At 74.9% G+C, this 19,929-nt stretch carries 15 protein-coding genes; 6 read left to right on the plus strand and 9 right to left on the minus strand.

Going from position 1 to position 19,929, the window contains the following annotated elements; genetic code table 11:
• Positions 1 to 61: 61 nt before the first annotated feature.
• The 8 genes from secA to mtrA all read right to left on the minus strand — a co-directional run bounded on the left by secA (position 62) and on the right by mtrA (position 12,324).
• Positions 62 to 3,037, minus strand: coding sequence for a preprotein translocase subunit SecA (gene secA, locus HDG68_RS00725; RefSeq protein ID WP_172148342.1), 2,976 nt, complete (start codon positions 3,035 to 3,037; stop codon positions 62 to 64).
• Between the two features lie 223 nt (positions 3,038 to 3,260).
• Positions 3,261 to 4,844: a cation:proton antiporter domain-containing protein gene (locus tag HDG68_RS00730; protein ID WP_172148344.1), complete on the minus strand. Its 1,584-nt coding sequence runs from the start codon at positions 4,842 to 4,844 to the stop codon at positions 3,261 to 3,263.
• Positions 4,845 to 4,924: 80 nt separating this feature from the next.
• Positions 4,925 to 6,148 carry a winged helix-turn-helix domain-containing protein gene (locus HDG68_RS00735; protein ID WP_343037344.1) on the minus strand — a complete coding sequence of 408 codons (1,224 nt, stop codon included), beginning with the start codon at positions 6,146 to 6,148 and terminating at the stop codon, positions 4,925 to 4,927.
• A 255-nt stretch (positions 6,149 to 6,403) separates the two neighbouring features.
• Positions 6,404 to 7,060, minus strand: coding sequence for a ribosome hibernation-promoting factor, HPF/YfiA family (hpf, locus tag HDG68_RS00740; RefSeq protein WP_172148346.1), 657 nt, complete (start codon positions 7,058 to 7,060; stop codon positions 6,404 to 6,406).
• A 178-nt stretch (positions 7,061 to 7,238) separates the two neighbouring features.
• Positions 7,239 to 8,075: a ComF family protein gene (locus HDG68_RS00745; protein ID WP_343037345.1), complete on the minus strand. Its 837-nt coding sequence runs from the start codon at positions 8,073 to 8,075 to the stop codon at positions 7,239 to 7,241.
• A gap of 88 nt (positions 8,076 to 8,163) precedes the next feature.
• A complete protein-coding gene (locus HDG68_RS00750; RefSeq protein WP_172148348.1) occupies positions 8,164 to 9,906 on the minus strand; it encodes an LpqB family beta-propeller domain-containing protein in 1,743 nt (580 codons plus the stop codon).
• Entirely contained in the window at positions 9,903 to 11,657 is a 1,755-nt protein-coding gene (gene mtrB, locus HDG68_RS00755; RefSeq protein ID WP_343037346.1) for an MtrAB system histidine kinase MtrB, read from the minus strand. The genes HDG68_RS00750 and mtrB overlap by 4 nt, the downstream gene beginning before the upstream one ends.
• Positions 11,644 to 12,324 carry an MtrAB system response regulator MtrA gene (mtrA, locus tag HDG68_RS00760; protein WP_172148350.1) on the minus strand — a complete coding sequence of 227 codons (681 nt, stop codon included), beginning with the start codon at positions 12,322 to 12,324 and terminating at the stop codon, positions 11,644 to 11,646. Before mtrA ends, mtrB begins: the two co-directional genes overlap by 14 nt.
• A 113-nt stretch (positions 12,325 to 12,437) precedes the next feature.
• On the opposite strand from mtrA, the gene HDG68_RS00765 reads away from it, so the two are divergent.
• Genes HDG68_RS00765 through HDG68_RS00785 form a run of 5 tightly spaced genes read left to right on the plus strand, consistent with a single transcriptional unit; the run spans position 12,438 to position 17,931 of the window.
• Positions 12,438 to 13,649, plus strand: a complete 1,212-nt coding sequence (locus HDG68_RS00765) for a glycerophosphoryl diester phosphodiesterase membrane domain-containing protein (protein ID WP_172148352.1) — start codon at positions 12,438 to 12,440, stop codon at positions 13,647 to 13,649.
• Positions 13,646 to 14,308: a DUF4129 domain-containing protein gene (locus HDG68_RS00770; protein ID WP_246253544.1), complete on the plus strand. Its 663-nt coding sequence runs from the start codon at positions 13,646 to 13,648 to the stop codon at positions 14,306 to 14,308. The genes HDG68_RS00765 and HDG68_RS00770 overlap by 4 nt, the downstream gene beginning before the upstream one ends.
• Positions 14,305 to 15,507: a DUF4350 domain-containing protein gene (locus HDG68_RS00775; RefSeq protein ID WP_172148354.1), complete on the plus strand. Its 1,203-nt coding sequence runs from the start codon at positions 14,305 to 14,307 to the stop codon at positions 15,505 to 15,507. Before HDG68_RS00770 ends, HDG68_RS00775 begins: the two co-directional genes overlap by 4 nt.
• Positions 15,504 to 16,559: an AAA family ATPase gene (locus HDG68_RS00780; protein WP_343037347.1), complete on the plus strand. Its 1,056-nt coding sequence runs from the start codon at positions 15,504 to 15,506 to the stop codon at positions 16,557 to 16,559. Before HDG68_RS00775 ends, HDG68_RS00780 begins: the two co-directional genes overlap by 4 nt.
• 1 nt (position 16,560) lies before the next feature.
• Positions 16,561 to 17,931: a DUF58 domain-containing protein gene (locus HDG68_RS00785; RefSeq protein WP_172148356.1), complete on the plus strand. Its 1,371-nt coding sequence runs from the start codon at positions 16,561 to 16,563 to the stop codon at positions 17,929 to 17,931.
• A 91-nt stretch (positions 17,932 to 18,022) separates the two neighbouring features.
• On the opposite strand, the gene HDG68_RS00790 is transcribed toward HDG68_RS00785, so the two are convergent.
• A complete protein-coding gene (locus HDG68_RS00790; RefSeq protein WP_172148357.1) occupies positions 18,023 to 19,012 on the minus strand; it encodes a stage II sporulation protein M in 990 nt (329 codons plus the stop codon).
• A 90-nt stretch (positions 19,013 to 19,102) separates the two neighbouring features.
• Here HDG68_RS00790 and HDG68_RS00795 point away from each other — a divergent pair, with 90 nt between their 5' ends.
• The gene (locus HDG68_RS00795; protein WP_172148359.1) at positions 19,103 to 19,924 is read left to right on the plus strand and encodes an RDD family protein; all 822 of its coding nucleotides are present in this window, start codon (positions 19,103 to 19,105) and stop codon (positions 19,922 to 19,924) included.
• Positions 19,925 to 19,929: the final 5 nt, after the last annotated feature.

Raw genomic sequence — 19,929 nt, forward strand, 5'->3', positions numbered from 1 at the left:
CCTGCGGCGCTCCACGAGGGAGTGCCGCAGGTCGCCCGCCCACGACGACGACAAAGTGGCGCTACTCGTTCACGCCGTGGCAGACCTTGTACTTCTTGCCCGACCCGCAGGGGCACTGGGCGTTGCGGGGCGTGCCCGGGAAGGTACGGCCGTCCGCCTCGGTCGCGGCCGCCTCGCCGTGCAGAGCCCGACGCGCGGCCTGCGTGTCACCGGAACGCGTCGTCGAGCCGTCCTCGCTCGGCGCCGAGTACTGCAGGTTCTGCGGCGGCTTGGGCGTCTCGAGGCCCTTGGCCACCAGCACCGGCTCCTCGGTCCCGCCGAACGCCGCAGGCACGTCCGGACCGGGCTCCGACTCCGGCTCCGCCTCGGGTTCGGCCGGAGCCGCCGGAGCTGCGGGGGCGTCCTCGGCCGCGTCCGCACCCACCACGGTCGGGCTCGACGCCGTCACCACCTGGCCCGCCGCCGATCCGGCCGCGGCCGCGGCGGAGGCGACCGAGACGGCCGGACCGTCCGCGCTCTGCGCCGAGTCGCCGGCCTCCTTGACCTGGACCTCCAGGTTGAACAGGTAGCCGACCGACTCCTCCTTGATGGCCTCGGTCATCGCCTGGAAGAGCTGGAAGCCCTCGCGCTGGTACTCGATGAGCGGGTCCTTCTGGGCCATCGCCCGCAGGCCGATGCCCTCCTTGAGGTAGTCCATCTCGTACAGGTGCTCACGCCACTTGCGGTCCAGCACCGACAGCACCACGCGGCGCTCCAGCTGGCGCATCGCGGCCTCGCCCAGAGCCTCCTCGCGGCCCTGGTAGGCGACCCGCGCGTCGGAGAGCAGCTCCTCGAGCAGCATCTCCTTGGTGAGACGCTCGCGACCGCCGGCCTCCTCGAGCAGCTCGTCCACGGTGATGGAGACCGGGTAGACGGACTTCAGCGCCGTCCACAGCCCGTCCAGGTCCCATGCCTCCGCGTTGCCGTCGTCGGCGGCACCCTCCACGTACGCGGTGACCACGTCGGTGAGGAAGTGCTGGATCTGCTCGTGCAGGTCCTCGCCCTCGAGCACGCGGCGCCGCTCGTCGTAGATGACGGTGCGCTGGCGCGCCAGGACGTCGTCGTACTTCAGGACGTTCTTGCGGATCTCGAAGTTGCGCGCCTCGACCTGGGACTGCGCGCTCTGGATGCCGCGCGTGACCATCTTCGACTCGAGCGGCAGGTCGTCGGGGAAGCCGGCGCGGCCCATCATCGACTCGGCCAGACCCGAGTTGAACAGCCGCATCAGGTCGTCCTGCATCGACAGGTAGAAGCGGGACTCGCCCGGGTCGCCCTGACGGCCGGAACGGCCGCGCAGCTGGTTGTCGATGCGGCGCGACTCGTGGCGCTCGGTGCCCAGCACGTAGAGACCGCCGAGCGCGACGACCTCCTCGTGCTCGGCCTTCACGGACTCTTCGGCCTTGGCCAGCACCTCGGGCCAGGCCTCCTCGTACGCCTCCGGGTCCTCGGTCGAGTCGTAGCCCTGGGCCGCCATCTCCGCGACGGCGGTGAACTCGGCGTTGCCGCCGAGCATGATGTCGGTGCCGCGACCGGCCATGTTCGTCGCGACGGTCACGGCGCCCTTGCGCCCCGCCTGGGCGACGATGGCGGCCTCGCGGTCGTGCTCCTTGGCGTTGAGCACGTCGTGCGGGACACCGGCCTTCTTCAGCAGCTTCGACAGCAGCTCGGACTTCTCGACGCTGGTGGTGCCCACCAGCACCGGCTGGCCCTTGGCGTGGCGCTCGACGATGTCCTCGACGACCGCGTTGAACTTGCCCTCCTCGCCCTTGTACACGAGGTCCGGCTGGTCGATGCGGATCATCGGCTTGTTCGTCGGGACGGGCACCACGCCGAGCTTGTAGGTGCCCTGGAACTCCGCGGCCTCCGTCTCGGCCGTACCGGTCATGCCGGCGACCTTCTCGTACTGACGGAAGTAGTTCTGCAGCGTGATCGTGGCGAGCGTCTGGTTCTCCGCCTTGATCTGCACGCCTTCCTTGGCCTCGATGGCCTGGTGCATGCCCTCGTTGTACCGGCGGCCGGCGAGGATGCGCCCGGTGTGCTCGTCGACGATCATGACCTCGCCGTTGAGCACGACGTAGTCCTTGTCGCGCTTGAACAGCTCCTTGGCCTTGATGGCGTTGTTGACGAACCCGATCAGGGGCGTGTTGAGCGACTCGTACAGGTTGTCGATGCCGAGGTAGTCCTCGATCTTCGCGATCCCCGGCTCGAGGATGCCGACGGTGCGCTTCTTCTCGTCGACCTCGTAGTCGGTCTCGCGCTGCAGCCGCTTGACCACCTTGGCGAACTCGACGTACCAGCGGTTGGAGTCGCCCGACGAGGGCCCGGAGATGATCAGCGGCGTCCGTGCCTCGTCGATGAGGATGGAGTCGACCTCGTCCACGATCGCGAAGTGGTGGCCGCGCTGGACCAGGTCGTCCGGCGACCACGCCATGTTGTCGCGCAGGTAGTCGAACCCGAACTCGTTGTTGGTCCCGTAGGTGATGTCCGCGGCGTACTGCTCGCGGCGCTCGTCCGGCGTCTGCCCGGAGACGATGATGCCGGTGCTCATCCCGAGGAACCGGTAGACACGGCCCATCAGCTCGCCCTGGTACCGGGCGAGGAAGTCGTTCGTGGTGATGACGTGCACGCCCTTGCCCGTCAGGGCGTTGAGGTAGGCGGCCGTGGTGGCGACCAGCGTCTTGCCCTCACCGGTCTTCATCTCGGCGATGTTGCCCTGGTGCAGCGCGGCCCCGCCGACGAGCTGGACGTCGAAGTGCCGGTGGCCGAGCGTGCGGCGCGCCGCCTCGCGGACGGTGGCGAACGCCTCGGGCAGGAGCTCGTCGAGCGACGCCCCGTGCTCCAGCCGCTCCTTGAACCGGTCCGTCTCCTCCTGCAGCTCGGTGTCGCTGAGCTCGGTGAAGCTCGACTCGAGCTGGTTCACCTGCTCGGCGAGCGCGGTCAGCTTCTTGAGGGTCCGGCCCTCGCCGATGCGGAGGATCTTCTCGAGGATGGCAGGCACGCACTTCTCCCGTGTCGGTGGTGCCCGGGAACGACCCCGGGCCCGTCGGTCGGTGCCGTCCGACGACGCCGCCGTCCGGTCGCACCACCCGTCATCCTATTCCTCCGCGCCGCTGCTCGGGGCCAGGTTCGCGGCCGACGAACGTCCCCGCGCCCGTGCACGACGCCGCGCGGGCCGCCGGGGACGTGCGGGGGTGCCCGACGGCGGAGCGGCGGCCGCCGCCTCAACGACCGGTGGCGAGCACCTCCGCCGCCCGGTCCGCGAGCTCCGCGCCGGCCGCCCCGTAGAGGTGGAACACGGCGTGCGCCCCGTGGCGACGCAGCTCGTCGGCGTCGTCGTCGTACCGCGCGATCGCGGCCACGTAGCCCTCGAACCCGGCGTCCTGGAGCCGGGACAGCGCGATGAGGTTGGCGTTGTGGAACGGCATCGCCAGCACGGCCAGCCGGACCCGCCCCGCCCGCTTGACCCGCGCCCAGAACTCCAGGTCGGTGGCGTCGGCCCGCACCACCTCGAACCCCTCGTCGCGCAGCGCCGTCACGCGGGACTGGTCGTGCTCCACGCCGACGACACCGAGCCCGTACTCGTCGCGCAGCTTCGCGCACGTCGCCGAACCCACCCGGCCCAGGCCGAGCACGAGCGCGTCGGTGGCACCGACGTCGACCACCCGGTCGTCGGGGTGCAGGGTCGTGGGGTCCTTCGCCGGCAGGAACCTGGTCAGCCACGAGGCGAGCTCGACGCCGCGCCGGTTGACCACCGACGACAGCGCGAAGCTGGCGGCCACCGCAAGCGAGACCACGATGACCCAGTCCTCCGCCAGCCACCCGGCCTCCGCGCCGACCACGGCCACGATGATCCCGAACTCCGAGTAGTTGCCGAGCGCCAGTCCCGTGAGGAACGCCGTGCGCCGGCGCAGCCGCAGCATCCACAGCACGACGGCGAACACGGCTGCCTGCACCGGCAGCAGCAGGAGCAGGCCCAGCGCCAGCCCCACGTGCCCGGCCTCGGGCGTCCCGTGCAGGCCGATCTCGAGGAAGAACGCGACCAGCATGAGGTCCTTGAACGTCATGAGCGAGCGCGACATCTCGCCGGCGCTCGGGTGCGAGGCCAGCAGGGCGCCCATGATGAGCGCCCCCAGGTCCCCGGACAGGCCGAGGTGCTCGAACAGGAAGAACCCGGGCCCGAGCGCCATCGCCACCCCGAAGAGCGCCTGGAGCTCGCCGTGCCCGAGCCGGTCCCACAGCAGGTGGAGCAGCCTGCGCCCGGGGAGGAACGCGAGCAGCGCCAGCGCCCACGGACTCGGCACGCGGCCTTCGGCCACCGCCAGGAACACCACGGCCACCACGTCCTGGACCACCAGGATGCCGATCGCGATCCGCCCGTACAGGCTGGTGGCGTCCGACCGGTCCTCGAGGACCTTGACGACGAAAACCGTCGAGGAGAAGGACAGCGCGAACGCGATCAGCGCGATCGTGCGCCACGACTCCCCCGCGGCGAGCGACGTGCCGACCAGGCCCAGCAGGCCGAGGAAGCCCACGCCGAGGGCGACGGACACGGCCATGTGGACCGCCGTCGTGCCCCAGATCTCGCGGCGCAGCAGCGAACGCACGTCGAGCTTGAGACCGATCGTGAACAGCAGCAGGGCCACGCCCACCTCGGACAGCACGTGCAGGCCCGGCATCTCCGGTGCGCCGGCGGCGGCCAGCGCGAACCCTGCGGCGAGGAACCCGACCAGCGGGGGCAGGCGCACGAGCGTGGCGAGCACGCCGCCGGCGAAGGCGACGCCCAGGTACAGCGCGACGACGTCCACTCGTCCCCCCTCTCCCTGCGGCGATCCTACGTTCGACCCACGGTCGGATCTCGCCGGGTGCCCGGGCCGGGGGTTGGAGCCTACCGGGCGACCTCGGCGTCCAGCGCCCGGGCGAGGTCACCCACGGGCCGCACCACGATCCGCTCGAGACCCAGCCAGGCCGCGAGCGTCGCCAGCTCGGCGGCGAGCGCCGACGCGGTATCCGGGCCGGTGTGCGCGGTGCCGTGGGCGGCGGCGACCTGCAGCACTCCGGCGGCCCGGTCAGCCTTGAGGTCGACCATCGCGGTGACGTCCTCGCCCTCCAGGAACGGCAGGACGTAGTAGCCGAGCGTGCGCTTCGGGGCGGGCACGTAGATCTCGATGCGGTAGTAGACGTCGAAGAGGGCCTCGAGCCGGCGACGTTCCCAGACCACGGGGTCGAACGGGCTCAGCAGCGTGGCGGCGGAGACCGTCCGCGGGACCACGGCGTCGCGGTGCCGGTAGGTCCGCGCAGCCCATCCCTCGACCTCGACGGGCTCCAGCGTGCCCTCCTCGACGAGCTCGGCCAGCGCTCGCCGCGCCGCCGGACCGGTGACGCGGAAGTAGTCCTGGAAGCAGCGGGCGGTCCCGACGCCGTGGGCACGGGCGCCGAGCTCCAGCAGCCGGCGCACGGCGTCGTCGTCGGCCACCGGCGGCGCGTGCCGCACCGACGGCGGCAGCACCCGTTCGGCGAGGTCGTAGCGCCGCTCGAAGGCGGCGTTGCGGGACGCCGAGAGGACCTCGCCGGTGAAGAACAGGAACTCCAGGCACCGTTTCGCCGTGGTCCAGTTCCAGCCCCACTCGCCCCGGGACCGCGGTGAGACGTCGCCCCGCCGCTCGAGGGCGTCGTGGAGGGCGGCAGCGGTGATCGGTCCGCGCTCGGTCACGAGCGCGCGCACCAGCTCGAGCTCGACGGGGTGCGCCCGCGGCACGGCCGAGATCGAGGACCAGGCCTCCTTCTGGTAGGCACGACGCCGCCACTCCAGCAGCGGGTAGGTGGTCGCGGGGACGTAGGAGGCCACGTGCGCCCACGTCTCGACCAGGCGGCGTGGGGCACGGCCCGCGGCGCGGTCGAGCAGCGCGGTGTCGTACGGGCCCAGACGCGAGTACAGGGGCACCAGGTGGGCGCGCGCCAGGACGTTGACGGAGTCGATCTGCAGGAGGTTGATCCGGTCGACGGTGCGCGTCAGGTGGCGCATCGTGACCGGCGCGGCAGTCCTGGACCGGTCCACGCCCTGTGCTCGCAGCGCGGCCCGGCGCGCCTCGGACTTCGTCAGCGTCTGCACGGACCCGATCCTGCCGGGCGCCACCGACACGCCTACCTGGCGGGAGATTCGCCTACCTCGCGGGAAGTTCGCCTACCTCGCGGCCAGGTCGCCTACCTCGCGGGAAGTTCGCCTACCTCGCGGGAAGTTCGCCTACCTCGCGGGGGGTTGGCCTACCTCGCGGGAGGTACCTCGCGGGGCGGGGGCGGGGCGGTCGCCGCGCGGGTGGGGGCGGGGAGCGCGTGGCGCTCCCCGCCCCCACCCGCGCGGTCCGGACTAGGTCAGCGAGGAGACCGGCTCCACACCGCTGCAGGTGGTGTCGAGCTCGATGACGCCGTAGGTCCAGCCCTTGCGCCGGTAGACGGCCGCCGGGCGCGCGGACTCCTTGTCGATGAAGAGGAAGAAGTCGTGGCCCACGAGCTCCATCCGCTCGACGGCCTCGTCGACCGCCATGGGCTCGCCGGTGTGCAGCTTCTGGCGGATCACGACGGGCGAGTCACCGAGCTGGTGCTCCACCGCGTCGCCCGGGGACTCCAGGGTCGCCGGCTCGGGCTCGGGCTCGGGCTGAGCGGCGAGCATCTCGTCGTAGGGGCGCACGTCCACGGCGGGGGTGACGGGGGTGCGGCGGCGGTGCTCCTTGCTCCGCTCGCGGGACCGGCGCAGACGCTCGTTGAGCTTGTCCATCGCGAGGTCCAGGGCGCCGAACCGGTCGTCCGCGGCGGCCTCCGCCCGGATCACCGGCCCCTTGGCCCGCACCGTCAGCTCGACCCGTTCGCTCTGGTCGGCGAGCCGCGGGTTCTTCTCGTGCGTGACCGCGACGTCGACGCGCCGCGCGTTGGGGGCGAACTGCGTGACCTTGCCGAGCTTGTCCTCCACGTGCTGACGGAACCTGTCCGTCACGTCCGTGTGCCTACCGACGACGATGATCTCCATCGTGTGCTCCACTTCGTCGTGGGGCCGCTCGCAGTCCCGCGGGCGGCCCGGTCTCACTGGTCCGGGCACCGTTGCTGGTGCCGGTGATGGCACCACCTCCCGGTCGTCGGACGCCGTCCGACCCGCTCGCGGTCTGCAGCGTCGGGCCCGGTCTCCGGGGCCTTCCACCGTCGGATTCCTAGGCTAACCCACGGTGTCCGTCAGGAGAACCGGAGGCGTCCCCCGCGTCGCGTGCCGAGGGTGTGACGGTGCCCGGCGGCGGGGTCGCGGCGAGCACGAGGGCGCCGACGACGGCGGCATCGGCGGCCTCCAGGACCCGCTCCGCAGCCGCGAGCGTCGCCCCGGTGGTGAGCACGTCGTCGACCAGGAGGCACGTCCCCGCGGAGGGCACGGCGGCCCGGTACCGGCGTCGGACGGCCACCGCACCGAGCAGGTTGGCGCCGCGGGCCCGTGCCGAGAGGCCGGCCTGGTCCGCCGTGCGCCGCCGTCGGACCAGCGCGCCCGCGACGGCGGCCGGCACCCCCGCCGACCGCAGGCCGTCCGCGACGGCGGCGGCCAGGACCGCGGTCGGCTCACGGCCCCGCCGACGCCGGGAGCCGGGCGAGGACGGCGCCGGCACGACCGTCACCCGACCGGCGGACGCCGCCCGCAGGTCGGGCGCGAGCGCCACCGCCGCGCGCCGCACCGCGGTGCCGAGGACGCGGTCCAGGTCGGCCCGGTCGCGGTCCTTCCACGCGACGACCGTCTCCCGGGTGCTGCCCGTGCACACGCCGAGCGCCCAGACCGGCAGGGGCGGCACCCCGTCGAGGCGGTCCAGCCGCGGGGCGTCGGCCTCGGCCCGCCACGGCGCGCCGTCGAACGCGGCGCCGCACCGGTCGCACAGCGGCACGTCGTCCAGCCCGCACCCCGCGCAGGAGACGGGCACCACGAGCCGCGCCAGCGAGCGCAGCGCCACCGTCGCCGCCGGGGGCGGTGGGCGCTCCCGGGACGGCGGGCGGGGAGGGTCGGTCGGCACCTGCCGAGCGTGTCGGACCGGCACCGCGCACCGCCGTCGTCCCGGCCACGCCTGGGGACGGCCGCACACCGGGGGTGGGCGGGCCGCCTCAGCCGGGGTAGGCCGCGGCCCGCACCCCGGTCGCCACCGACGGCCACAGCGCGGAGCTCTGCCGCACGGACAGCACCCCGCCCGAGTCGAGGACGAGCAGCGGGCTCGCGCCCACGCCCGAGGCGAGCGCCTGCGGGCCCGACGGCGTCACCAGCGCCCGCGACGCCCCGCCGGCCGACCCGGCGAGACCGCCGATCCCGGCCAGGTAGGGCGACCGCGTCCCGTCGGGGTTGCGGCCCAGCAGCACCAGCGTGGTCTCCTCGTACCAGTCGACGGCGGCGACCGACGGGACGGGAGCGCCGACCCGGACCGGGACGGACAGCCCGGTGGGGACGTCGTCGGCGTCCCGCTCCACGGCGGCCACCCACACCTCCGGGCCGTCGGCGCCGTCGGCGACCACCGCGATCCGCGCCCCCTCGGGCGACACCCGCAACGACCGGACCTGCGCGTCGGCGAGCCACTCGACGTCGAGCGCGAACGACTCCCCCGACTCCAGCGCGACCCACGTTCGGCCGTCCACCGCCGTCCACACGGTGCCGAACCGGTCCACCGACGGCGCCAGCAGGTCGTCGCCCCGCAGCAGCAGGGCGGGCGGGGCGTCCGCGGAGAGCCGGAACAACCGGTCGTCGCCGGCGCGCACGACGACGGGACCGTCGTCGGGTCCGACGCCCACGCCCGTCGGCGTCAGGTCGCCCAGCCGGACGGGCTGCTCGAGGTCGGTCAGCTCGGTGCCCACCACCCGGCGCAGGGCGGGCTCGCCGTCGTCGCCCTCCAGCACCGCCACCGCGTCACCCAGCGTGACCGGGTGCGACGGCGTCTCGGTGGCGGCCTCGACCGCCAGCGGGCTGCTGCCCTCGGAGAGCTCGACGCTGCGCCCCTCGCCCTCGCGCAACGTCTCCTCGAGCTGGGCGACCAGGAGGGCCCGGTCGTCGGCCGGGGCGCTGGTGATCGCGGAGGTCACCGACACGTCGATGACGCCCTCGTCGTCCACGGTCACGGCGTCGATCGCGAGCGCCGTGCCCTCGGGCACGACGGAGATCGCGGACTGCACCAGCGGCGGGGGCGGCCCGGCCAGGATCTGCTGGCTGGCGGTGGTGCGCCACGCCTGCTCCGGGTACCAGCGCACGTCCGGGACCCACCAGCGCCGGTCGGGCGTGGGGTAGTACAGCGTGGTGCGGTGGAAGGCGTACCCGAACAGGGTCTGGAGCACGAGCAGGCCGTCGTCCAGGCCGCTCATGCGCCACTCGCCGCCGTCCCGGGACAGCTCGTAGGACACGTCGACCGGGCTGGGTTCCGGCAGCTCGGAGTACACCCCCGCCTCGTCGAGCGTGGCCACCACCATCGCCTCGCCGCTGACCGTCGTGGTGGTCGCGTCCTCCTCGTACGCGGCGACCTCCCACTCGGGGTACTCCGACAGCACCAGCACCCGCGAGGCCCGGTCCCAGGCGTTCCAGGCCGCCGGCGTGACGTACTCGCGGGCCACGTTGAACGTGCTCGTCGAGGCCGGGCCGAGCTGGGCGACGTTGACGAATCCCTGGACGAGCTGCATCGGGTCCGCCCCGCTGGCGGGCCCCTGCACGTCGAACCCGACCTCGCCCGGGGCGGCCACCTCGGCCGTGCCCTCGACGACGCCGCCGGAGGTGGGCATGGAGGCGCAGCCCACCAGCGCCAGGGCGGCGGCGAGCACGACGGCGACGGCGGTGCCGCGCCGGGACCGGCGGGGCGGGGCCTGGGTGGTCATCGGGCGTCCTCCTCGGCGGGTGGCAGGTCCGGGATGGCCGTCGGCGTCGGACCGGTGACCGGGTTGACCACCGGGATCTGCCCGGTCGGCACGTGCCGGCCGTGCTGCCGTGACGGCCCCTCGATCGGCAGGGGCGAGCCGGTCAGGCGGATGCCGGCGCGCCGCGGCAGGGTCAGCCGGAAGCTGGCGCCCTGCCCGCGGACGCCCCAGACCTGCAGGGTGCCGGCGTGCAGGCGGGCGTCCTCGAGGGAGATCGCCAGGCCCAGCCCCGTGCCCCCGGTGGTGCGGGCGCGGGCCGGGTCGGCCCGCCAGAAGCGGTCGAAGACACGGTTGAGCTCGTCGGGGGTCAGCCCCACCCCGTGGTCGCGCACGACGACGGCGACCGCCTCGTCGTCGGCGCCGACGGTGACCTCCACGGGCTTGCCCTCGGCGTGCTCGATCGCGTTGACGACGAGGTTGCGCAGGATGCGTTCGACGCGCCGCGGGTCGATGTCGGCGCGGACCGCCTCGCCGGGCATGTCCACCGAGAGGAAGACGTCCTTGCGCTCGGCCAGCGGGCCGGCGGTGTCGACGACGGCGGTGACCACGTCGCGCACGTCGCGGTGCTCCACGTCCAGCACCGCGGCCCCGGCGTCGAACCGGCTGATCTCCAGCAGGTCGGTCAGCAGGTCCTCGAACCGGTCGAGCTGGTTCTGCAGCAGCTCGGCGGACCGCCGGGCCGCGGGTTCCAGGTCGTCGCGGGCGCCGTAGATGACCTCGCCGGCCATGCGCACCGTCGTCAGGGGGGTGCGCAGCTCGTGGGACACGTCGGAGACGAACCGGCGCTGCGAGGCCGACAGCTCCTCCATGCGGGCGATCTGGTCCTCCAGGCTCGCCGCCATCTCGTTGAACGTGCGCGCCAGGGTGGCCATCTCGTCCTGGCCCTTCGAGCCGGGCACGCGGACGTCCAGATGGCCCTCGCCGAGCCGGGCGGCCGCCGTCGCCGCGCGCCGCACGGGCACGACGGTCTGGCGGGTCACGGTCCAGGTGAGCAGCCCGATCATCGCCAGGATCACCACCGCCCCGACCGCGAGGGTGCGCTGGACGAACCGCAGGGTCTCCTCCTGGGAGGCGAGGGAGTACAGGGCGTACAGCTCGAAGACGCCGGCCGAGGCCAGCTCGACCGTGGCACCGAAGACGAGGCCCGGCTCGGCCTGGCCGGTCCCGGAGTACTCGGCGGGGATGAGCACGGACTGCATGACGTGGCCGTCGGTGGCGAGGGTGGCCTCCCGCAGCTCGTCGCTGACCAGGTCGTCGACCGACAGGTCCTGACGCGAGGAGGGGTCGACCAGGGGCAGCCCCTGCCCGGGCGCCTGGCGCAGGAAGTAGTCCTGCGCGCTCGACCCGGCGGCGCTGAGCCCGAGGATGACGTCCCCGAGGAGGGACTGCTGCTCGCCGATGGTCGTGGCGGTCGAGGCGCTGAACCGCGACTGCGCCTCCTCCACCAGCGCGACGTTCTCGGCCTCGATCTGGTCGACGCGCTGCTCGAACAGCCCGTCGCGCACGGAGTAGGACAGGTAGACGCCGAGGACGGCGACGACGATCACCCCGAGCGCGAGCGCCGAGGCGACGACGCGCACCTGCATGGAGGAGCGCCAGCGACGGACCAGCGCACGCACGCCGGCGGCCAGGGGCCGCTGTCCGCCCGAGGCCGGTGCACCGGACCGGGTCCGGCGCCCCGCGTCCGCCGCACGCACCTCAGCGGGCGGCACCGGCCTTGTATCCGACGCCGCGCACCGTCTGGACGACCTCGGGGTTCTCCGGGTCCTTCTCGATCTTCGAGCGCAGGCGCTGCACGTGGACGTTGACGAGGCGCGTGTCGGCGCTGTGCCGGTAGCCCCACACCTTCTCCAGCAGGACCTCGCGCGTGAACACCTGCCACGGCTTGCGGGCGAGCTCGACGAGCAGGTCGAACTCGAGCGGCGTCAGGCCGATCCGCTCGCCGTCGCGCAGCACGGCGTGCCCGGTGACGTCGATCTCCAGGTCGCCGATGCGCAGCCGCTCCGGCCCGGGCTCGTCCGAGCGGCGCAGGCGGGCGCGGACCCGGGCGACGAGCTCCTTGGGCTTGAAGGGCTTGGTCACGTAGTCGTCGGCACCGGACTCCAGGCCGAGCACCACGTCGACGGTGTCCGTCTTGGCCGTGAGCATGATGATGGGCACGCCCGACTCGCCGCGGATCTCCCGGGCGATCTCGATGCCGTCCTTGCCGGGCAGCATCAGGTCGAGGAGCACGAGGTCGGGCTGGACCGACCGGAACAGCCCGACGGCCTCGTCCCCGTTCGCGCAGAACGTCGGCTCGAACCCCTCCGACTCCAGGACGATGCCGATCATCTCGGCCAGGGCAGTGTCGTCGTCGACCACGAGCACACGGGACTTCATGGCCACAGTCTGCCAGCACCGGCGCCGGGACGTGGAGGACGCGCCCGCGGGGGCGCCGAGGCTATAGGGTCGTGGCGGTCACCCGTCCGCCGCGCCGCGCCCCAGGAGGCCGCATGAGCACGCCCGACCAGCCGTCCTCCCCGTCCGGGTGGGGAGAGGCCCCGCGCCCGCCTGCCTACGGGCAGTACGGCCCTGGTCAGTACGGTGCCGGGCAGTACGGGCAGGGCAGGTACGGCCAGGCGCCCGACGGCGGCACCCCCGGGCAGCAGCCCGCCGGGGCGCCGAACCCGTACGGCCCCGCCGCCACCAGGCCCGGGATCGTCCCGCTGCGGCCGCTGAGCCTCGGGGAGGTCTACGACGGCGCGTTCGGCGCGGTGCGGCACAACCCGGCCGTGCTGCTCGGCATGGTCTCCGTCGTCGTCGCCGTCGCGACCGTGCTGGCGACGCTGCTGTCCCGGGTCGCGGTGCCGTTCCTGACCGGTGCGCTCAGCGACGCCGTGGCCCGCCAGCCCGACCTCGCGCCGCTGGAGGCGGAGGTCCCGCTGTTCGCCGAGCTCCTGGCGCTCTCGGGAGCGCTCACGCTGACCTTCCTCATCGCCCAGCCGATCGCCGAGGGCCTCATCACCGCCTCGGTCAGCCAGTCGGTGATCGGCCGCAAGCTCGCCCCGGGCCAGGTCTGGGCGCGGGTCCGGCCCCGCCTCGCCACCCTGGTCGGCTGGATGGTGGTGCGCACGCTGGCGGTCACCGTCGGCGTCTTCGCCCTGACGTTCACGGTCGCGCTCCTGGCCGGGTTCGCCGCCGCGGCGTCGGGCTCGATCGGCCTCGCCGTCCTGGTCGCGCTGGTGGCCGGCCTCGCGTGCGTCGCGCTCGTACTGTGGCTGTGGGTGCGGTTCCTGCTGGTGGTGCCCGCCCTCGTGCTCGAGGGCCGGCCGCTCCTCGCCACCGTCGCCCGGGCCTGGCGCCTGACCCGCCAGAACTACTGGCGCATCCTCGGCACCGTGCTGCTGGCGAACGTCATCGCGAGCCTGGCCGGGCAGGTCGTCGGCTACCCGCTGGCCCTGGTCGGGTTCGCCGTCGACGAGCAGACCGGCGGCCTCTGGGGCACGGTCGTGGTGTCCGTGGTCGCCTCGGTCATCGCCTCCGTGGTGCTGCTGGTCTTCACCTCCGGCGTCGTCGCGCTCGTCTACACCGACGTGCGCATGCGCCGCGAGGGTCTGGACGTCCGGCTCGCCGAGGCCGCCGCCCGCGCCGCCCAGGAACCCGCCCCGGGTGCCTCCGACGGCCCGACCCCGCCCCCGACGACTGGGCCCGGCGCCCAGTGGTGACCCCGGCGACCGGCGCGGTCGGGCTCCTGACGGCACCGCTCGCCGCCGCGGTGCCCGTCGACCCGGACCGGCCGACGGCGCGCCGGTGGCTGCTCGAGGAGCTGTCCCGCCCCGAGTACTCCACCGACCAGACCCTGCTGTCCCGGTTCGTCGAGTGGTTCACCGGCCTCTTCGAGGGCCTCGAGGCCGTGGCGGTGTCCCCCGGGCGCCTCGCCGTCGTCGTCGCCCTGGTCCTGGGCCTCGTGGTCGCCGTCGCCTGGTGGGTGGCCGGGCCCGCCCGCCTGCGCCGCCGCACCCGGCCGGCCTCCGCCGTCGTGCACGGCGACGACGTCCGCACCGCGGCGCAGCTGACCGCCGCCGCCGACGACGCCGCCGCACGGGGCGACTGGTCCCTGGCCGTGCTGGAACGGTTCCGGGCCACCGTCCGCGGGCTCGAGGAGCGCGCCGTCCTCGACGAACGACCCGGCCGCACCGCCCGGGAGGCCGCCGACGACGCCGCCGCCCGCCTGCCCGACCTGGCCCGCGACCTGCACGACGCCGCCACCGTGTTCGACGACGTCTGCTACGGCCACCTGCCCGCCGGTCCGGCCGACGACGCGACGCTGCGCGACCTCGAGCACCGGGTCTCCGCCGCCCGCCCGGCGGTGGCCGCGCCATGACCGCCACCGTCACCTGGACGTCCGACCCGGCCACCGACGCCACCACGGCGTCACGACGGCGCCTGCGCCGGCACCGCGCCCGCTGGGTGCTCGTCGCAGCGGCGTCGCTGCTGCTCGTCGTCGCCGTCCTGCTCGTGACCCGCTCCCCCGGCTCCACCGCCGACCTCGACCCCGGCAACACGCGCCCCAACGGATCCCAGGCCGTGGCGCGGGTCCTCGAGCAGCAGGGCGTCACCATCACCCACGTCACCCGCGTCGCCGACGCCCTCGCCGCGGCCGGCCCCGACAGCACGCTGCTCGTCACCCCGTCACCGTTCCTGCTGCCCGAGCAGGCCGACGCGCTCGCCGGCACCGACGCGGACCTCGTGCTCGCCGGCGCCGGGCGGACCCTGCTGACCGCCGCCACCGGCGCACAGGTCGAGACCGACCCCCTGATCGGGACCCCGCCCGAGGCCCGCCCGCCCGGGTGCGAGCTGCCCGCCGCCGTCGCCGCGGGACCGCTGGTCCTGGAGGCCGGGCTCGTCGCCGTCGGCGACGCGGTCACCACCTGCTGGCCCTCCGGCGACGCCGCCGCGCTGGCCGCCGTCGAGCAGGACGGGCGCCAGGTCACCGCCGTGCACGACCCGAGCCTGCTGCGCAACGACACCGTCGCCGACGAGGGCAACGCCGCCCTCGCCCTGCACCTGCTCGGCGCCCACGAGCGCCTCGTCTGGCTCGTCCAGGACCCGACCGACCTCACCGCCGCACCCGACGGCGGCCGCAGCGGCGTCGAGCCCGACCCCGCCGGCGTGCTGCCCGACTGGTTCGGCGCCGCCCTCGCCTGGGCCGCGCTCGTCGCACTCGCCACCGTGCTGTGGCGCGGCCGGCGCCTCGGCCGGCTCGTCGCCGAGGACCTGCCCGTCGTCGTGCCCGCCGCCGAGTCCACCCGCGGACGCGCCCGCCTGTACCGGCGCTCGCGGGCACGCGGGCACGCCGCCGCCGCGCTGCGCGCCGCCACCGCCGACCGGATCGCCCACCGGCTCGGCCTGCCCCGCGCGGCCGGCGCGCCGGACGTCGTGGACGCCGTCGTGCGGGCGAGCGGTCGCCACCCCGACGACGTCGGGGCACTGCTGTACGGACCACCACCCGCCGACGACGCCGAGCTGCAGGAGCTCGCCCGCCGGCTCGACACCCTGGAGAGCGAGGTTCACCGACCGTGACCCACCCCGACGAGAACCCGCCCGTGCCGCAGGAACCGGCGCCGGCCCCGGAACCCGAGCACCGGCCCGAGGCCGAGGCCGTCGCCGAGCCGCCCCGGCCCTCCCTGGAGCTGCGGCAGGCGCTCGCCGGGGTGCGCACGGAGGTGGGCCGCGCCGTCGTCGGGCAGGACTCGGCCGTCACCAGCCTGCTCATCGCGCTGCTGTGCTCCGGGCACGTGCTGCTCGAGGGCGTGCCCGGCGTCGCCAAGACCCTGCTGGTCCGCTCCCTGGCCGCCTCGCTGGACCTGGACTTCAAGCGGGTGCAGTTCACCCCCGACCTGATGCCCGGCGACGTCACCGGCTCGCTCGTCTACGACGCGCGCACCGCGCAGTTCTCCTTCCGCGAGGGCCCGGTGTTCACCAACCTGCTGCTCGCCGACGAGATCAACCGCACCCCTCCGAAGACCCAGGCGTCCCTGCTGGAGTCCATGGAGGAGCGCCAGGTCTCCGTCGACGGCCAGCCGCGGCCGCTGCCCGAGCCGTTCGTCGTGGTGGCCACGCAGAACCCCGTCGAGCACGAGGGCACCTACCCGCTGCCCGAGGCCCAGCTCGACCGGTTCCTGCTCAAGGTGCTGCTCCCCCTGCCGGAGCGGGACACCGAGATCGAGGTGCTGGCCCGGCACGCCGCCGGGTTCGACCCGCGCGACCTGACCGCCGCAGGCGTGCAGGCCGTGGCCGACGCCGGCACGCTCGCCGCCGCGCGGGCCGAGGTCCGCCGCGTCGAGGTGGCGCCCGAGGTGCTCGGGTACGCCGTCGACGTGTGCCGCGCCACCCGGCAGTCGCCGTCGCTGCAGCTCGGCGTGTCCCCCCGCGGCGCCACGGCGCTGCTCGCCGCCTCCCGCGCCTGGGCCTGGCTGACCGGCCGCATGTACGTCACGCCCGACGACGTCAAGGCGCTCGCGCACCCGACCCTGCGGCACCGCGTGGCCCTGCGCCCCGAGGCCGAGCTGGAGGGCGTGACCGCCGAGACGGTGCTCGGCACCGTCCTGTCGGCCGTCCCGGTGCCGCGCTGACATGGTCCTGACCCGTCGTGCCGTCGCCCTCGCGGCCCTCGGCGTGGTGCCGCTGGTGCTGTGGCCGGTCGCCGGAACCGTCGTCGTGTGGGCCGGCGTGGTCGTGCTGGTGTGCGCGCTGGACGTGGCGCTCGCGGTGCCGCCGCGCCGGGTCGCCGTGCGGCGCACCGTGCCCGCCGCGGTGCGGCTCGGCACGCCCGTCGACTCGGAGCTGGTCGTGTCCCACCCGGGACGACGGCGCCTGCGCGCCCTGGTGCGGGACGCGTGGCCGCCGTCGCTGGCCGCCGACCGCGACGGCGACTCCCTGAGGCCGCACACCGATCCCGCCGCCGTGACCCGCACGGCCCGGCACCGCGTCGACCTGCGGCCCGGGGAGTCGGCGCGGCTGCGCACCCCCCTGCTCGCGACCCGTCGCGGCGAGCGCCGGGCCGGTCCGGTCACCGTGCGCACCTACGGGCCCTGCGGGGTCGCGGGTCGGCAGGCCTCGCTGCCCGTGGGCGGCCGGATCCGGGTGCTGCCGGAGTTCGCCTCGCGGCGCCACCTGCCGAGCCGGTTGGCGCGGCTGCGCGAGATGGACGGCCGCGCGGCCGTGCAGGTGCGCGGCGAGGGCACCGAGTTCGACTCCCTGCGCGAGTACGTCGTCGGGGACGACGTGCGCTCCATCGACTGGCGCGCCACCGCGCGCGGCGGTGACGTCGTCGTGCGCACCTGGCGGCCCGAGCGCGACCGGCGGGTCGTCGTCGTGCTCGATACCGGGCGCACGGCGGCCGCCCGCATCTCCGCCGTCGACGACGGGTCGCTGAACACCGGCGGGACGCGGCTCGAGGCCGGCATCGAGGCGGCCCTGCTGCTCGCCGCGCTGGCCGACCGCGCCGGTGACCGGGTCCAGGTGCTCGCCTACGACCGGGCGCTGCGGGCCCGGGTCGCCGGCGCGTCCGGCACCCGGCTGCTGCCGGCCGCCGCCGACGCGCTCGCCGCCGTGGAGCCGGCGCTGCGCGAGACGGACTGGACCGGCCTGGTGGGTCAGGTGCGCGCCCGGGTCTCGCAGCGCTCGCTCGTGGTGCTGCTGACGTCGCTCGACCCGGCCGCCGTCGAGTCGGGGCTGCTGCCGGTGCTCGGCCACCTGACCGGGACGCACCAGGTCGTGGTCGCGGCGGTCCAGGACGGCGAGGTGGCGGCGATGCGCACCGGCCGCGACGACGTCGAGGCGGTCTACGACGCCGCGGCGGCGTCGCGGGCTGACCTGGAGCGCTCGGCCGTCGCCGCGGTGCTGCGCCGGCACGGCGCCGAGGTGGTCGAGGCGCTGCCGGCGGAGCTCGCGCCGCGGCTGGCCGACGCCTACCTGGCGCTCAAGGCGGCCGGCCGCCTCTGACCCGCCCGCCAACGCTGTGGGCGCACTCCGTGGCCCGAAATGCCCTTTCCAGCGCCTTTTGCGGCCACAACAAGTGCGCCCACAGTAGACGTCAGCCGGCGGTCGGCAGGACCGCCCCGGCCCGGTCCGCGTCGAGGTCGCCGGTCTCCCCGGCCCGCACCGCCCGGCGACCGAGCACCAGCGCGTACGCCAGGAACGCGCCCAGCGCCACGGCGCCGATGGCGATCTTCAGCCACCAGGCCAGCCCGGACCCCGTGACGAAACCCTCCACGAGACCCGACAGCGCCAGCGCGCCGGTCAGCCCCACTGCGACCGTCACCAGCGCCCGACCCTCCGCCGCCAGCGCGACGGCGCGACGCCGCGGTCCCGGCGCGACCCAGGCCCAGAACAGCCGCAGGCCCGCCGCCCCCGCGACGAAGATGCACGTCAGCTCCAGCAGCCCGTGCGGCGCGATGAGCTGCAGGAACAGGCCGAGCTCGCCGTGCTCGGCCATCAGTCCGCCCGCCGCGCCGACGTTGACCGCGTTGAGCAGCAGCACGTAGACCGGCCACAGCCCGGTCACCCCGAACGCGACGAGCTGGGCGCAGATCCATGCGTTGTTGGTCCAGACCATCGCCGCGAACGACAGCTGCGGGTCGTAGTAGGACGCGAACGCCTCCGAGACGTACTGCTCCTGTTCCGCGGGCGTGCCCATCGAGGCCAGCGCGTCCGGGTCGAGCGCCACGCGGAACCCGGCGAGCAGCGCCACCGCCAGGAACGCGACCGTGACCCACACGGTCCACCAGCGGATGCGGTACAGCGCGGCCGGCACCGAGACGACGGCGAAGCGGACCACGTCGCTCCAGGCGGGCTCGTGCGCCCCCGAGATCCGGGTCCTGGCCCTGCCCAGCAGGTCCGACAGGCGGCTGACCGTGGCCGGGTCCGGTGCGGCCGACCGCACGGTGGACAGGTGCGTGGCCACGGCCTGGTAGAGCCGCACGATCTCGTCGGCCTCCGCGCCGTCGAGGCGACGGCGGCGCGTCAGCTCGTCCAGGCGTCGCCACTCCGGGCCGTGCACGGCGGTGAAGGCGTCGAGGTCCACGACCGATACCCTGCCACAGGTGGCCGGCGCCGGGACGCGCCGGGACGACGTCGGGCGCCCGCCCCGACGGACCGCGGGGACGGAGGCACGGTGGAGCAGGACGGCATCCTCATCGGCGAAGGCGTGCTGCTCGACGCCCGCCCGGCATCCTTCGCCACCCGGGGGCTCGGCGCGCTGCTCGACGTGATCGTCACCGTGCTGGTCGGGATCGTGGCGCTGATGGTGGTCAGCGGCAGCCTCCTCGACGCCGGCACGCAGTGGCAGACCACCGCCACGGTGAGCCTGATGGTGCTGCTGCTGGTGCTCGTACCGGTCACGGTCGAGACGCTCACGCGGGGCAGGTCGCTCGGCAAGCTCGCCGCCGGCCTGCGGGTGGTGCGCGACGACGGCGGTCCTGTCCGGTTCCGGCACGCCCTGGTGCGCGCCCTGGTCGGCGTCTTCGAGATCTGGTTCACGCTCGGCTCCGTGGCCGTCATCGCCTCGCTGTCCAACGCCCGGGGCAAGCGCCTGGGTGACCTGCTCGCCGGGACCTACGCGGTCCGGGTGCGCGGGGTGCGCGGGTGGGAGCAGCCCCTGGTCATGGCTCCCGGGCTCGCCGGCTGGGCGGCGAGCGCCGACATCCGCCGCCTGCCGGACGGCCTGGCGCTGCAGGTGCGCCAGGTGCTGGACCGCGCACCGCGGCTGGCGCCGTCGTCCCGCGCGCAGCTCACCGACGAGCTGGCCGGACGCGTCGAGGCCTTCGTGGCCCCCGGCCCGCCGCCGGGCACCTCAGCCGAGACGTTCCTGCACGCCGTGCTGCACGAGCGGCGCGAGCGGGAGCTGGCACGCGGCACCGTCGATCGGGAGCGTGCCGCGGCCCAGGCCGCGGCGCTGCACCGCCTGCCGTACGGCGTGCCCGACCCGCGCGACTGAGCGGT

It is taken from the genome of Isoptericola chiayiensis (assembly GCF_013149805.1).
GTDB classification, from domain to species: Bacteria; Actinomycetota; Actinomycetes; order Actinomycetales; family Cellulomonadaceae; genus Isoptericola; species Isoptericola chiayiensis.

Excerpts from the sequence above, each read along its gene's own strand:
- HDG68_RS00765 (WP_172148352.1), top strand. The coding sequence starts at position 12,438 with ATGAGCACGCCCGACCAGCCGTCCTCCCCGTCCGGGTGGGGAGAGGCC.
- HDG68_RS00750 (WP_172148348.1), bottom strand. The coding sequence starts at position 9,906 with ATGACCACCCAGGCCCCGCCCCGCCGGTCCCGGCGCGGCACCGCCGTC.
- HDG68_RS00775 (WP_172148354.1), top strand. The coding sequence starts at position 14,305 with ATGACCGCCACCGTCACCTGGACGTCCGACCCGGCCACCGACGCCACC.
- HDG68_RS00785 (WP_172148356.1), top strand. The coding sequence starts at position 16,561 with ATGGTCCTGACCCGTCGTGCCGTCGCCCTCGCGGCCCTCGGCGTGGTG.
- mtrA (WP_172148350.1), bottom strand. The coding sequence starts at position 12,324 with ATGAAGTCCCGTGTGCTCGTGGTCGACGACGACACTGCCCTGGCCGAG.
- hpf (WP_172148346.1), bottom strand. The coding sequence starts at position 7,060 with ATGGAGATCATCGTCGTCGGTAGGCACACGGACGTGACGGACAGGTTC.